General features: G+C 61.8%; 11 protein-coding genes and 1 pseudogene. 5 read left to right on the plus strand and 7 right to left on the minus strand.

Annotation, left to right across the window (positions count from 1 at the left end; genetic code table 11):
* Positions 1–38: 38 nt before the first annotated feature.
* The 3 genes from ACFUTU_RS07170 to ACFUTU_RS07180 form a co-directional block, all read right to left on the minus strand.
* Entirely contained in the window at positions 39–1430 is a 1392-nt protein-coding gene (locus ACFUTU_RS07170; protein WP_377962603.1) for a glutamine synthetase family protein, read from the minus strand.
* A gap of 276 nt (positions 1431–1706) precedes the next feature.
* The gene (locus ACFUTU_RS07175; protein ID WP_377962606.1) at positions 1707–3413 is read right to left on the minus strand and encodes a sulfite reductase flavoprotein subunit alpha; all 1707 of its coding nucleotides are present in this window, start codon (positions 3411–3413) and stop codon (positions 1707–1709) included.
* The gene (locus tag ACFUTU_RS07180) at positions 3403–4776 is read right to left on the minus strand and encodes an aldehyde dehydrogenase family protein (protein ID WP_377962609.1); all 1374 of its coding nucleotides are present in this window, start codon (positions 4774–4776) and stop codon (positions 3403–3405) included. Before ACFUTU_RS07180 ends, ACFUTU_RS07175 begins: the two co-directional genes overlap by 11 nt.
* 436 nt (positions 4777–5212) lie before the next feature.
* Here ACFUTU_RS07180 and ACFUTU_RS07185 point away from each other — a divergent pair, with 436 nt between their 5' ends.
* The 5 genes from ACFUTU_RS07185 to ACFUTU_RS07205 all read left to right on the plus strand — a co-directional run bounded on the left by ACFUTU_RS07185 (position 5213) and on the right by ACFUTU_RS07205 (position 12521).
* Positions 5213–6673, plus strand: a complete 1461-nt coding sequence (locus tag ACFUTU_RS07185) for an APC family permease (RefSeq protein ID WP_377962612.1) — start codon at positions 5213–5215, stop codon at positions 6671–6673.
* A 134-nt stretch (positions 6674–6807) separates the two neighbouring features.
* Complete coding sequence (locus tag ACFUTU_RS07190) at positions 6808–8172, plus strand: aspartate aminotransferase family protein (RefSeq protein WP_377962615.1); 1365 nt, start codon at positions 6808–6810, stop codon at positions 8170–8172.
* Positions 8173–8339: 167 nt separating this feature from the next.
* A complete protein-coding gene (locus ACFUTU_RS07195) occupies positions 8340–9449 on the plus strand; it encodes an alcohol dehydrogenase catalytic domain-containing protein (protein ID WP_377962618.1) in 1110 nt (369 codons plus the stop codon).
* A gap of 162 nt (positions 9450–9611) precedes the next feature.
* Entirely contained in the window at positions 9612–11105 is a 1494-nt protein-coding gene (locus ACFUTU_RS07200; protein WP_377962621.1) for an aldehyde dehydrogenase family protein, read from the plus strand.
* A gap of 144 nt (positions 11106–11249) precedes the next feature.
* Positions 11250–12521, plus strand: a complete 1272-nt coding sequence (locus ACFUTU_RS07205; protein ID WP_377962624.1) for a M20 family metallopeptidase — start codon at positions 11250–11252, stop codon at positions 12519–12521.
* A 397-nt stretch (positions 12522–12918) separates the two neighbouring features.
* On the opposite strand, the pseudogene ACFUTU_RS07210 reads toward ACFUTU_RS07205, so the two are convergent.
* From ACFUTU_RS07210 to ACFUTU_RS07225, 4 genes and pseudogenes are all read right to left on the minus strand, one after another.
* Positions 12919–13602 (minus strand): annotated as a pseudogene (locus ACFUTU_RS07210) (magnesium chelatase domain-containing protein); the annotation flags it as partial.
* Positions 13602–13958 (minus strand): YraN family protein, encoded by a 357-nt coding sequence (locus ACFUTU_RS07215; RefSeq protein WP_377962627.1) that lies wholly within the window; start codon positions 13956–13958, stop codon positions 13602–13604. The gene ACFUTU_RS07215 and the pseudogene ACFUTU_RS07210, both read right to left, overlap by 1 nt.
* A 139-nt stretch (positions 13959–14097) precedes the next feature.
* Entirely contained in the window at positions 14098–14424 is a 327-nt protein-coding gene (locus ACFUTU_RS07220; RefSeq protein WP_003806068.1) for a DUF2469 domain-containing protein, read from the minus strand.
* Between the two features lie 60 nt (positions 14425–14484).
* A complete protein-coding gene (locus tag ACFUTU_RS07225; protein ID WP_377962630.1) occupies positions 14485–15156 on the minus strand; it encodes a ribonuclease HII in 672 nt (223 codons plus the stop codon).
* Position 15157: the final 1 nt, after the last annotated feature.

Genomic DNA, 15157 nt, shown 5'->3' on the forward strand with positions numbered 1-15157 from the left:
AAATGTGGAGAATGAACGTTCTTTAGCTGCTCTGTGCGCTAGATCCGTTCCAGGTAACGGGCGATTTCGAAGTCGGTGACACTGGTCTGGAGCTTGCGGAGCTCCCAGCGCCTCGTCTGGACGTAGTGGTTCACGAACGTTTCGCCGAAGTACGCCTTGGCGACCTCGCTTTTCTCGAACTGTTCGATGGCCTGGTCAAGTGTTCCGGGCAGCTGCTTGACCTGGTGTCCTTCTTCCAGGGCATAGGCGTTGCCTACGACCCGCTTGGGAGCGGTCATTTTGGTGTCCACGCCGTGCAGGCCGGCGGCGATGCTTGCGGCGATGACCAGGTAAGGGTTGGCGTCGGCTCCCGGCACCCGGTTTTCGATGCGTGCAGCACTGCCCTTTGACGGGATCGACCTGATGGCGACTGTACGGTTGTCCAGCCCCCAGGTGGCACTGGATCCGGCCCACTGACCGCCTTCGGTCCGCTTGTAGGAGTTGATAGTGGGCAGGTAGAGGGCTGTCAGCTCCGGTGCCGTCTCGACGACGCCCGCCAGGTAGTTGTACCCGATGGCGCTCAGCTCGCCGGGTTCTTCGGCATTGGCGAAGGCTGACTTGCCGGATTCCGGATCCCAAAGACTTTGGTGCATGTGCCCGGACGATCCGGCCCACTCGGGATTGATCTTGGCCATGAACGATGCCGTGTAGCCGGCCTCAGCGGCCACTTCCTTGACGGTGACCTTAAGCCGGAGGGCGTTGTCCGCTGCTGCAAGAGCATCGGAATAGTGGATGTTCATCTCGAACTGGCCGGGTCCGTTTTCGCTGTTGCTGGCCTCGATGAAGATGCCCTGCTCGGACAGGCGGCGCCGGATCTCACCGATGAGGAACTCGGTGCCTGTGTCCCTGACGAGGCTGTAGGTGTGGCTCCCGGCAGTAATGGGGGTCAGATCCCGCCAGCCTTGGGCAGCAAGCTCCGTCGGAGTGCCCTTGAACAGGTAGAACTCGAACTCGTAGGCGCAGACCGGCGAGTAGCCGAGGTCTTCGGCTTTCTTGATGACCCGCTTGAGAATGCTCCGGGGGCAGATCGCCGCAGGTTCGCCCGACATCTCGTAGGCGTCGCAAATGACGGAAGCCACGCCGGGTTCTCCGGGAACGACCTTCAGGGTGCTGAGATCCGGGAGGAGCGTCACGTCAGGGTAGCCTGAGTCCCAACCCGTATAGCTGAGATCGGAAATGATTTCGTCTTGAATATCCCAGCCGAAGATGATGTTGCAGATATTCGTCCCGCGCTCAGCGACACTTTCGAGGAAATACCGGGCGGGGATGCGCTTACCGCGCCACACACCGTCCAGGTCCACCACGCCCACCTTGAAGGTTCTGATGTCGTTTTCGGAGACGAACTTTTGCAGTTCGTCGTGGGCTGACGCCGTTGCGGATTGATCCTGCATGTCAATAGCCTCGAGTTCTTGGAGGTCCTCCGGGACCTGTGTGATCGGATTCACTGTGTACCTCTTTATCCTCATTGATATTGGTTACTAAAAACACTAAATGGGGGGTGTGCTTGGCGTATGTGCAAGATGCACATCATGATTGCCGGCTGCATGCATCCGGTAAGCCAGCTCACATTTGAAGGCCCTCGCATCGCACGGGCCAAAGACTTTTACGTGTTCCTGCCCGGTTCCAAGGGCCCGAAGTCTTCTCGGAACCGGGCAGGGTGAGTGGGCCTAGTAGACATCCTTGACGTAACGTCCTTCGCCCTTCATGGACTGCAGGTAATCGTGCGCCTTGTCGGAGGTCATTGCGCCGTAGCTGCCGAGCACGGCCAGCAGGGCTTCGTCGATGTCAGGTGCTATCTGTTTGCCACCGCAGACATACACCGAGGCTCCTCCGGATAGCCACGCAAAGATCTCTTTACCTTCTTCGCGGATCCGGTCCTGGACGTAGACCTTGCCCTGTTGATCCCGCGAGAAAGCCAGGCTGAGACGATCCAGCACGCCGGTTCCCTGCAGTTCTTCCATTTCCGCCTGGTACAGCCAGGACGGCCTTTCGTGGCGGTCCCCGAAGAAAAGCCAGTTCCGTCCCCGGGCCTGTGAGACTTCACGTTCACGGAGGAAGCCACGGAACGGGGCAACTCCGACACCGGGACCGATCATGATCACGTCAGCTGAGCTGTCGGGGGGCAGGTGGAACTCGTGCGCCGGAAGCGGGAACACTTTCATGGCCGTCCTGGTCTGTGCGGCGGACTGGAGGAAACCGCTGCACGCACCCGTATGCCGGCGGCCGGCAATCTCGTATCGCACGGAGGAGACCGTCAGGTGGACGCGGTCCCCGTCAGCGAGAGGGCTGGATGCGATGGAGTACGACCGGTGCTGCAGAGGCCTCAGCATGGAGAGGAACTCCTGGGGGTCGACGTCCTTTGAACGGGTTTCCTGCAACACGTCCAGCATGTCCCGTCCCCACAGCCAGTCCTCCAAGGCGTTCCGGTCACCGGACTCGACCAGGCTCCGCACAGGATGGTCCATCCCAAGATCCTCGACAAGCCAGGCCACGATGCCCAGATGGGGCAGCCGGAGCTCATAATCGTCTTGAAGCGACTCGCGTACAGTCTTGCCGTCATCGCCGAACACCTCGCTGCCCTCAAGGCCAAGGAACGCGAGCAGGTCTGCCACGAGCTCGATGGAGTTGGTCGGAATCACAGCAAGTGAGTCACCTGGCCGGTAGTTGCGGCTGTCACCGCTGACCTCAAGCTCGTAATGCCAAACCTCTTTTTCGGAACCCGGCGCGCTCAGGAGACGCGCCTCGACGACCGTGGCGGTATCAGGCTCCCGGCGTGTGCTTTTGGGCTGCTCGGCAGCCCTTGTTCCCTGGACAGTGGAGCCGTCCGGGTTCGTCCCTGGCTTCCTCGGAGCAACGGTCTTGAAGGTCTCAAGCATGCCCTTGATCCACTTGCCCGACGTCAGGTCATAGTCAACGTCGCAATCGAGGCGGTCGAGGATCCTTGTGCCGCCGAGCTCGCCGAGGCGCCCGTCAAGGTCGATGCCGGCCTTGCAGAAGTCCTCGTACATCGAGTCGCCAATGGCGAGGACCGCGAAGGGAACATCCTTGAACAGGTCAGATTCGGCGCTTTGGAGCTGGTCCCAAAACGGCTGCGCGTTGTCCGGCATGTGACCGTTGTCGTGTGTGGCGGTAACGATCAGTACGCGTTCCTTGCGTGCCGCATCTTCCGGGCTCAGCATGTCCAGGCTCATGAGCTCCGCCGCATACCCCTGGGCATTTGCCTTGTCCACGATGTTGGAGGCAAGGAATTCCGCGTTCCCGGTCTGGCTGCCGTAAAGGACGCTGAGGGCCTGCACAGCGGTGCCTGTTTCGCTGGAAACTTCGGAAGAGGTGCCTTGGTCAGTGCGGACCAGTTCCCCTGTATCAGTTGTCACGATCAGTCCTTACAAAGACGGTTTTGAGTTCGGTGTAGGCCTCGATGGCCGCTTGGCCCAGTCCGCGGCCGATGCCGGACTGTTTGAAGCCGCCGAAGGGCGTTTGCATCCGGATTGAAGAGTTGGAGTTGACTGAGAGCGCGCCGGACTCCACTCCCCGTGCCGTCCTGAGCGCCTGGCCCACATCGTTGGTCCAGATTGAGCCGCTCAGCCCGTAAATGGAGCTGTTTGCCAGAGCGATGGCTTCTTCTTCGGTGTCAAAGGGAATGACCGAGGCGATGGGGCCGAAGATCTCATCAGTTGCCACCCTGCTCTTGGGGTCCGGCGCAATGACAATTCGAGGTGCCATCCAGAAACCGGGACCCTCCGGTGCTTCGCCGGCGGTGACAACGTTCAGCCCTTCACCCAGGAAGCTCGAAACGGATTCGCGGTGGCCCGCCGACACCAGGGGGCCGAGGTTCGTTGTGGCGTCGAGCGGGTTACCGATCTTCAGGGCCCGGGTTGATTCGATGAACCCTTCAACGAACTCGTCGAAGACTCCCCGCTGCACGAGAAAGCGGCTGCGGGCGCAGCAGTCCTGCCCGGTGTTGTCGAAGACTGACATGGGAGCCGCCTGAACACACTTGGCAAGGTCGACGTCGTTGTAAACGACACTTGCAGACTTGCCGCCCAGCTCAAGTGTCACCCGTTTCATCGTCTTGGAAGCAGCCTGGATAATCGACCGGCCGGTTTCGGTGGAACCGGTGAAACTGACCTTGTTCACGCCGGGGTGTTCGGCAAGGGCGTTACCAACGCGTGCCCCGGATCCGGTAATAACCTGGAGCGCGTCGCCTACGACGCCCAGTTCGTTCACGATTTGGCCGAGACGGACAGTGGACAGCGGGGTAAGGGCCGCCGGTTTGACGATGACAGCGTTGCCGCAGGCGAGGGCGGGTGCAATACCCCATGACGCAATTGGAAGGGGGAAGTTCCACGGGGAGATTACGGCTACGACGCCCATGGGCTCGCGGAAAGTCATGCTGATGCCGCCGTCCACGGGGATGGTGTCTCCGAGGATCTTGTCGATAATGCCCGCATAGTACTTGAAGCATTCAGCGACTCCGAGCACTTCCTGGCGGGCGGCGGCCAGCGGTTTGCCGACGTCGGTTGATTCGAGCAACGCCAGCTCATCGCTGTGGGCTATGACTGCATCGGCGATGGCCCAAAGTGCATCACGGCGCTCGGCTATCGGCTTCCGCGCCCAGATGCTTTGCGCCTTCCTGGCACGTTCGACGGCGGCGTCGACTTCTGCCAGGTCGTGCGAGGGGACTTCGCCGATCAGTTCCTCGGTAGCGGGGTTGTAAACGGAAATGATGCTGCTCATACTCGGTGCTCCTTCAGGAGAGTGGTCTTCGTCGGAAGATTCCTAGTCCGTATGGGAAGTCTGGGAAGCTCCGTTGTTACCGAGCATGCCCGCGCACCCGTTCCATGAGCGAGTGCGACGGGCACCACATCAATGAGCGCCATGTGCAAACTGCACACTGAAGCGATCGGGCGCGGAAACTGTGCATTGCGACCATGAACGGTGGCGACAGTGTGCAGGGCTGACACAGGCACGGGCAGCACCGGACCTTAGGCTGTAACGCAGTTCACACGCTTGTGCGGCAAGGGGGCCGCCAAAGCTGAGTTCCGCGACGCCTGATTCGGTTCCGTCTTATCGAAGGCGTCGTGAAGATCATCGAACTTCGAACGTCCTGGAGGGACGAATGGCAACTAACGATGTTAAATTTGAGCCCGTGGATGCGGGACCCAACGGAATCTTGAGTCCGGACAAGCTACTTGGCCGCGGGCTCGGTGTCGGGTCGATCGTGTTCATGGTCGTGGCGGGTGCCGCACCGATGACAGCTGTGGTCGCCGGCTGGCCCGTGGTGGTCTCTGCTTCCGAAGGCACGGGCGGCCCACTGTTTTTCCTGATTGCTACGGCGATCCTGTTCCTGTTCGCCGTGGGCTTCACACGGATGACACCCTACGTGAAGAACGCAGGGGCCTTTTACTCGTACATTCAGACGGGCCTCGGCCGGGGCATGGGGCTTGGTGCATCAACCTTCGCACTCGGCACATACCTGCTCCTGTTTCTCGCACTGTGTTCCTACTTGGGATCGGCGGCCCAGACCACTGTCCATGACCTGGGTGGTCCGGATCTTCCCTGGTGGCTGTGCAGCCTTGTGCTAATGGCAACGTGCGGTGCCCTTGCGTACCGGGATGTCGAGCTCTCCGCCAAGGTCCTTGGCGTGGTCCTGGTCATCGAAACTGTCGTTCTGTTGACAGTGAATATCGGCGTCGTCGTGCATGGTGGTGCCGAGGGGTTGAGTGCTGACTCGCTCTCCCCCGCACGCTTGGGGGAAGGTGTGCCCCCGTTGGGTGTCATGTTTGCCTTCTTCTCGTTCATCGGCTTTGAGGCGACCGCGGTTTTCCGCAACGAGGCGCGTGACCCCGACCGGACAATACCGCGCGCGACGTACATTGCCGTTCTCGGCGTCGGCATCTTCTACACCTTCACCGCATGGGCCATGCAGGCCGGCGTCGGTGACAGCCACATCGTCGAAGTGGCAACAGACGATCCCACCAGTATCGTGGTCGGTCTGGCTGCCAAGTACGTTTCGCCTGTCCTTGCCACTCTCCTTCAGGTCTTCCTGATCAGCAGCCTCTTCGCGTGCATTCTGACGTTCCAGAACGTCCTCACGCGCTACCTGTTCACCCTGGGATCCCAGGGCGTGCTGCCGGCAGGGCTTGGCACCGTCCATCCTCGCCACCGGGCTCCCTCGAAGGCCTCCTTGACTGTGTCGATTGTGGCAATTGCCCTGCTTGGAGTCGAGGCGCTCATCGGGCTTGACCCGGTGACGGAGGCCTACACCTGGTTCTCCGGATCTGCGACGCTCGGTGTGGTGGTTCTGATGGCCCTGACCTCATTCTCGGTGCTCGTGTTCTTCCGGAGAAAGGCAAAGGGAAAGCTTTGGGCCACGCTGTTCGCGCCGGCACTTGCAGTGATCGGTCTCGCGGTGATTGTCTTCCTGGTCGTGCAGAACTTCGGCCTTCTTGTCGGCGGCGAACTCGCGGCAGGCATCCTGCTGTCGGTGATGGGAGCCCTGTTTGTCGGCGGTTTGATGACCGCCCTGGTAATGCGTTCAAAGCGGCCCGCTGCCTACGCCGCGCTGGTGCCAGCGATGTCAGACCAGGAGCACGAACCCGCTGAAAGCCGGAACGGCGCAGCCGCGGAATAAGAGCGGCACACCCCGCCTCCGGTGCCCGGGTCGTTGTCACCAACGACCACACGGGCACCGGAGGCACTGCCGTCGTATCCGTCTCGTCGTGGCAGTGCCAAAGAAGCCAAACCTTAAAGGAGTTTTCCAGTTCCATGAGCGCTCTGTTGAAGCAGACCATTGACAAGAGGTATCCGGTGGTCACGCATGGCCAGGGAGTCTACCTGTACGACTCAGCCGGTCGGCAGTACCTGGACGGTTGCAGCGGCGCCATGACTGCAAACATCGGCCATGGGGTTGAAGAAGTTGCAGAGGCCATGAAGGACCAGGCCGGCCGCGTGGCTTTCACATATCGAACCCAGTTCACCAATGCGCCCGCCGAGGACCTGGCGCGTCGGCTCACCGCTATGGCTCCCGGCGACCTTGACTGGGCGTTCTTCGTAAACAGCGGCTCGGAGGCGTCCGAATTCGCCATTCGGTCAGCCGTCAGCTACTGGCGCGAAAGGGGCGCCCCGGGCAAAGTCAAAGTCCTCGGCCGGAACATCAGCTATCACGGCATGACTATGGGAGCGCTGTCGATGTCCGGGCACGCAGCACGCCGCCCCGACTACGGGCCGTTGTTGCATGCGTTCTCCTTCGCCCCGCCAGCCTATGCATATCGCTTCGCTCAGCCGGGCGAGAACGAAGAAGACTACGCGCTGCGGGCTGCGAAAGCCTTCGAAGAAGCCATTCGGAACGAGGACCCCGGCACAGTCGCAGCAGTGATCGTGGAACCAATAGTGGGAGCCGCCGGCGGGGTCCTGACACCTCCGGCCGGCTACCTCTCCCGGCTGCGCGAAATCTGTGACCGGTTGAATGTGCTGCTGATCATTGATGAGGTAATCACGGGTATCGGGCGCACGGGAGATTGGTTCACGAGTTCCTACGAGAACGTCGTGCCGGACCTTCTTCTTATGGGCAAAGGATTGAGTGCCGGTTATTCCCCTGTTGCTGGCGTCCTGCTGCGAAGCCACATCGTCGAGGCGCTCAGGGACGGCAGCGGCGTCGCTCCGTTCGGGCACACCTTCTCGGGGAACCCCCTCGGGGCAGCCACCTGCCTGGCGGTCCTGGACTTCATGGAACGCCGGAACGTCCTCGCAAACGTCCGGCAACGGGGGGAACAGCTCGAAGAGGGTCTGCTCTCCCTGGCAACCCGGTACCGGTGCATGGCCGACGTCCGCGGCCGGGGCCTCCTGTGGGGCTTCGAGTTCGTTATGGACCAGGAAAGCAAGCAGGCACCCGATCCGTCGCTCGGAACGGCCAACACATTCGTGCAGGAATGCCTCGCCCAGGGACTCATTGTCTATCCGGCCGGCATCGCCCCGCTGAACAACGCTGTGATCCTGTCCCCGCCCTTGGTGATCAACGAAGAGGAGACACGGGTACTCCTGGCGAAGCTGGAGAAAGCGCTCCGCGCCATGGAACGCCACGTTGAGCGCTGGGCAGCAGCGGGTGACAACCGGCGTGGAATCCGAGTTTGAACTGGAAGCTGACCTCATCCCTTCAGGTCAACAGTGGAGCCGGCGCTGGTCACCTTGCACATAGCGGTCGTAAAGGCTGTTCCCTCCACACACTTTTGAAATTCCACCAGGGCTGAAGATGGTCGAAGCGACCCATCTGCAAGCACCTCAACCAACGAGGAAGCCAAGTGACTACACCGATTCTTGCCGCCGTGCTGGAAAAGCCCGGATCCCCTCTCCAGATCCGCGAACTGCTGCTGGACGATCCGGAGGACCATGAGGTTCTCATCCGGACCGAGCGCGTGGGACTGTGCCATAGCGATCTGCACTACCTGAAGGGGTCGCTGGATATCTCTCTGCCGGCTGTCCTCGGGCATGAAGTCGCAGGCATTGTCGAGCGTGTTGGCTCTGCGGTCACAAGAATTAAGACCGGTGACCGGGTCGTGGCAACGGTCACCCCCTCCTGTGGAGCCTGCCGTAACTGCATCAGCGGGCGCCCGACCCAGTGCGAACGGGTCGATTCAATGCGTGAGCGGGCTCGCCCCAGGCTCCTCTCACCTGATGGATCAAGCGTTGAGTCGCTCGGCGGTATCGGCGCATTTGCAGAGGCCTTCCTGGTGAAAGAGGCATCCGTTGCAGTGGTCGGCTCGGACCTGCCTCCCCAGGTGGCGTGTCTTCTCGGTTGCTGCATCAGCACGGGAGTCGGCGCGGTTATTCACGGCGCAAAGGTGGGGTCAGAAGATACTGTTGCCGTAGTCGGTTGCGGCGGTGTTGGAATAGCTGCCATTCAGGGTGCCAGGTTGGCTGGGGCCCGACGAATCATTGCCATTGACGCCGTGCCGGCGAAGCTGGAGCTCGCCCTCAACTTCGGAGCCACAGACACTGTCGTCTCATCACCCGACCCGACAGAAACCCTCGGCCAGGTCCGATCACTTCTTCCCCAGGGTGTCAGCCATGCAATCGAGGCGGTGGGCCGCAGCCAGACAGCGGAACTCGCCTTTTCGCTCCTGAGCCCGACCGGAACCGCCACCATCCTCGGTCTCATGCCCACAGGGTCCGAACTGCGTATCCCCGCAGATGCACTTGTCTACGGTGACCGACATCTGCAAGGCGCCTACATGGGCGCGAACAGGTTCCTCAGCGACGTCGACATGTTCACAGACCACTACCTGAACAACCGACTGGATCTCGATGCAATGGTCACCAAGGAACTGCCCTTCGAACGCATCAACGAGGGGTTCGAAGCGATGGCGGAAGCATCAACCATCCGCGTGGTGCTGAACATGACCGACAGGTAATCGTGATCCGGAGAACCTTGTAAATCGTTCCGGCACGAAAGCGGCGCGACGAGGCGCTGCAAATCCTCCCACACATGAACAGCCATACGTCCGGGCCCAACATTCGCCATCGCTGGCCATGGACGAAAAAGACAACAAACGAAACCAGAGGAGCCACCTTAAATGACTGCTGAAGGACTAGCACAACTGACAGACATTGCCCCCGACCTCGTCGAGCAACGCTCCTTTGTTGACGGTGCATGGCTGCAGCTCGAAGAAAGCGGCCGCTACCTCACCAACCCGAATACCGGCGAACCCCGACAGCCGATGCGCAAGACCGCGAAGAATGATGTCGAACGCGCACTCGCCGCAGCAGCGACACTGCACGGGTCCGGAAAACTTGAAGACATCAAACTCCGCGACCGTCTTGAGCTCCTGACAGAGGTAGCGGCGTCCCTCGATGCCAAGAGCGAAGAAATCGCATTACAGGACAGCATCAACACCGGAGTCCCTATCCGGACCACCCGCCTGATTGCCGGCGCACTCGGGGACAGAATCCGCGGAACTATCAGTGAAGCAGAGCAGCTTGGTGAATCGGAGACCCTTGACCATGACAGGTCTGTGGTCATCCTGCGCAAGCCACTCGGCCCCGCCCTCATCGTCGGTCCCTGGAATGCCCCAACCTTCACCGTGGTCGGCAAGGTGGCGGCAGCCATCGCGGCAGGTTGCCCGGTGATTCTCAAACCCTCCGAGAATGCCCCCGGCGGTTGCCAGCTCTTCGCCGAGTCGATCGTGGCTGCCATGACCGAGCTTGATTACCCGAGCTCCGCGTTTCAGCTGGTTCATGGAAATTCGGAGACAGGGTCACTGCTGACATCAGACCCCAGGATCGAGGCTCTTTCGTTCACGGGCGGCGATTCCGCAGGCCGCACAGTCGCGCAGGCCGCCGCATCCAATCTGGCGGTGATGCAGATGGAGCTCGGATCCAACAATCCCGTGATCATTCTGGATGATGCCGATGTCAGCTCTGCGGCTCGGTCCATTGTGCAGGGCATGACCCGTCTCAACGGCCAGTGGTGCGAGGCGCCCGGCAAGGTCCTGGTTGACGAGTCCATTCACGACCGTTTCGTTGAGGCCATGAAGTCCGAACTCAGGAAGCTCCGGGTCGGAAACGCCCTGGATGAATCGACGCAAGTGGGTCCCCTGGCATTCCAGCGGCAGCGCGATGGCTTGAAAGCCTCAGTGAACCGGCTCCTCGAGCTGGGGGGCAAGCTCGTCACTGGCGGCGAGCTGCCGGATCTTGACGGTTGGTTCATGGCGCCGGGGATGATCGTCGGATGTGCCGCCGAGGCAGCCTCCGAAGAGCTTTTCGGGCCGCTCGTAACGGTACATGCCGTACACACGGTTGAGGAGGCGATTAGCCATGCCAACGGCCTCGCAACCGGCCTGGACGCCTACGTTTTCGGCGGCAACGAAGCAAGGGCCGTCGAAGTGGGATCCCGTATTCGTGCCGGTGAAATCCGCATCAACGGCACCTTCATGAGCGACCTCGCCGGAAATTCGCGCCAGAGCTTTTGGGGCACCAGCGGTATCGGTGGTCACGGTCCGCAGTATGGGGTCCGTTTCTTCACCGGCGACCGCGTGATTGGCGTGGACAGGACCGACCTTCCGCTCTAAGGGTCATATCCGACCGCAACATGAAGCCACGCCCCGCGGCGTTTGAGACAAATTTCCGGGAAACGTGACTCACGGTCACGAAGCGGGTCCCCGCGTATGTCAGGAATGGCGCAGCGGGGCGGCCAACACGAGAAAGTCCTTCAAATGACAGATACGACAACAACAGATGCGGTGCCGTTTTCAGCGCTGAGCTTCCTTGAGGGTGCCTCGGCGGCGATCCCGTCCTTTGGAAGTGACTTGGTTGATTTCCGCAGGGAAATGCACGCAGAACCTGAAGTCGGCCTGTATCTGCCCCGTACCCAGGCACGGGTCCTGGAAGCGCTCAAGGAACTCGACCTCGAAGTAACGCTCGGACAAGCCGCCTCCTCGGTGGTTGCGGTACTACGCGGCGGGGCCACCCCGGCCCCGCCCGGCATCCGCCCCACTGTGCTGCTCAGGGGTGACATGGACGCATTACCCGTGGCGGAAAAGACTGGTTTGTCGTTTGCCTCGACCAATGGAGCGATGCATGCCTGCGGCCATGACCTGCATACAGCGGGCCTCATAGGTGCTGCCCGTTTGCTCTCGTCCATACGTGACCGCCTGACCGGTGACGTCATCTTCATGTTCCAGCCGGGGGAAGAGGGACATGACGGGGCCCGCATCATGTTGGAAGAAGGTGTTCTTAGCGCGGCTGGCAGACGCCCGGATGCTGCCTACGCCCTCCATGTCGTGTCGGACATGCCGTCAGGTGTGTTCACGACCCGCGCTGGCGCCTACATGGCAGCCTTCGGAGATCTCTCCGTAAAGGTTATCGGGCGTGGCGGGCATGGCTCCCGGCCCTTCCAGGCCCTGGACCCCATTCAGGTAGCTGCTGAAATGCTTGGTGCCCTACAGACGTATGTCACCAAGCGCTTCAACGTTTTTGATCCCGTAGTCCTGTCCGTGGGCCAATTCCATGGCGGTTCAGCCTCTAATGTCATACCAGACTCGGCGGAATTCTCGGCCAGCGTCAGGTCCTTCAGCCCCGGTGTTGAAGCGCGGCTCGCCCAGGAGCTGCCGGACCTTATCCGGCAACTGGCGACCGCGCATCAATTAACCGCTGAGGCAGCGTTCACTCCGATAATGCCGGCGACCACCAATCACGACACCGACGCCGAACTTTGGAGCAGGACTGCGCGCACATTCTATGGTGAGCAACGGTTCGTACCGAGCCCCAACCCCCGGACAGGCTCTGACGATTTCTCACGTGTCCTCGTTGAGGTCCCCGGAGCGTACGGGCACCTCGGAGCCGGGTCTCCGGATGTCGACCCCATGGAGTGGGCTCCCATGCACTCGCCCAGGGCAACGTTTGATGACAGCATCCTGGTCGACCAAGCACAATTTATGGCGGGCGTGGCACTGGGAAAGCTACAGGAGCTGGAGGTTTTGGGGTAGCGGCGGGCGCAGCTTGATCGTTCCCGGAACATCCAGCACCTCCACTTGAAGCAGTGCGCGTGGCAGCACTGGCGTAGGAGCTCCGAATGGACGGCAACCCACTCACTCAAGTTGACGCAAGCCCAACCTGACGTCAGGCAGGTACTCACAACGAGTGGGAACGGGGATCGATTCTTCTCTTCCTGAAACTCGCAGAACTAAATCCGGGCACGGCCCCAAGCGGCAGCGCAGCGTATTGGTTCTGGTTGGAACGTCTTCGCCAGAAGTGGCCATCGTCATCGGTGGGTTGGAGCATACATGATGCGGTGCCATGAGGATCTCCGCACATTATCGACCAGAGACCGCAGTGAGGCGGCTCAACCTGAACGCTTTGAAGCATCCTCACTTTAGGATGGACTCCCGGCGGACCGGTCAGCAGAAGGTGGTGGGCACCGGCGGCAGCTACCTCAAGGGCACAACGCGCCTCGGCCTGGCCGGACACGTCGCACATGTCCGGCACGGGCACTTCCACTGGTGCAGGCTCCGCCGCCGCCGGCTCTTCCTCCGGTACGAAATCCAAAGCGAGGTCCTGCGGATCAGCGCCACAATCAAACACCAGCCGCGCCAGGGTGCTGTACCCCCGGACCCTGGCGCCGGGAACAAGCTCCGCCTCAACCACATTGGCCTGCGCCACCACAATGTCGGAGAATCCCGCCTGCACCGCAGACATCACTGCCGGAAGGATCCCGCGGACAGGCCTGAGCCGACCGTCCAGTCCGAGCTCGGCAATGAAAACGGTGCGCCCGGTGGGCCTGATGTCCTCCGCGGCCCGCAGCACGGCCATCGCGATGGCAAGATCGAAGCCGGAACCCCGCTTGGGGAGCGACGCCGGGATGAGGTTGGCCGTGATTTTCCGTCTGCTCAGCGGAATGCCCGAATTCTGTGCCGCTGAGCGGATGCGGTCCCGGGCCTCATTGAGGGAAGCATCGGGCAGGCCGAGAAGCACGAATGCCGGCAGGGTCTGGCCAATGTCGGCCTCGACCTCCACCATGTAGCCATTCAGGCCGACGAGGGCCACCGAATAGGCCCGTCCCAACGCCATCACAGCACCTCCTTGAGGTGCTCAACGGTGGGTGTGCCAGTGCCATCGTCCAGCACAGCAATGACGTCCACCCGGCGCAGCGGCAACCGCAGCCCGTGCTCCCGGCACCAGGCCAGTCCCAGGCGGTGCAGCCGGGCAAGCTTGTCTGCGCCCACCGCTTCGAACGGGTGACCGTAGGCGAGGGAGCGCCGCGTCTTCACCTCCGCGATCACCAGCGCATCCCCGTCCAGCGCGACGATGTCGATTTCGCCGTCCGGGCAGCGCCAATTGCGCTCGACAATGAGCATCCCCAGTGATTCCAGGTATTCCGCCGCAAGCTCTTCCCCGCGCCGGCCCAGCAGGTCCTTGGCTTTCATATCCACCTCCGCATCAAGACTGCGGGGGCGGACTCACACGGAAAAGACAGGTTTCACGCTATGTGGAAAGGCAGGTGCAATCCGCGGAAACACGGGCTGTGGAGGAATGGTGCCACCGAGGCGGGCAGTGGCAGCAGCCTCAGTTGCCGAGGTCGACGTCCTTGGGCAGCGCGAGTTCCTCGTTGCGCGGCAGTTCCTCCACGTTGACGTCCTTGAACGTGATGACCCGGACGCTCTTCACAAACCTGGCTGAGCGGTAGACATCCCAGACCCACGCATCCTGGAGCGTGAGGTCGAAATAGACTTCACCGTCGGCGCTGCGTGCCTGCAGGTCCACATGGTTCGCCAGATAGAAGCGCCGCTCGGTCTCGACCACGTAGCTGAACAGACCCACAACATCGCGGTACTCCCGGTAGAGCTGGAGCTCCATGTCGGTCTCATAGTTCTCAAGGTCTTCGGCACTCATGGTTCCATCTTGCACCATGCGGCGGAAACCCGCGCACCCGCTGCCCGGACAGCCGCTTCGCTACCCGGTCAGCAGGTTCCAGCTCACCCGGTGGTAGGGGCTCGGGCCGCACGCGCGGATGGCTTCGCGGTGCGCCGCCGTGCCGTAGCCTTTGTTGACGTCCCATCCGAATGCCGGGAACTCGAGGTGCAGCGCCTGCATGGCGGCGTCCCGCTCCACCTTGGCGAGGACGCTTGCGGCGGCAACGCTGAGGCACTGCATGTCCGCCTTGACCAGCGTGTGGACCGGCGCGTCGCACCCCGGGTCCACCACAACCTCGTCGAACAGCGAGGGCTGCACGGCGGGCGAGAGCCAGTTGTGGCTGCCGTCGAGCAGGACCACGTCCGGCGTGATACCGGCACCCAGGATCTGAAACCAGGCCCTGTTTCCCGCAGTCCGGAGGGCACCCATGATGCCGAGTTCGTCGATTTCGCGGGCACTGGCATGCCCCACAGCAGAGGCGGCGCTCCAGGCGCGCACCAGCGGATCAAGCCGTTCACGGTCCGCTGCCTTGAGCAGTTTGCTGTCCCGGACGTCGGCGAGCAGTTCCATGTTCTGCAGGTCCACGACCGCGATGCCAACGCTCACCGGCCCGGCGAGGGCGCCGCGGCCTACCTCGTCGACGCCGGCCAGGAACCGTGCGCCGCGGGGCAGGAAGCGCTTCTCGTAATCAAGCGTGGGTGCAACGGACATG

The organism is Arthrobacter sp. NPDC057388, assembly GCF_042668165.1.
In the GTDB taxonomy this organism is placed as follows: domain Bacteria; phylum Actinomycetota; class Actinomycetes; order Actinomycetales; family Micrococcaceae; genus Arthrobacter.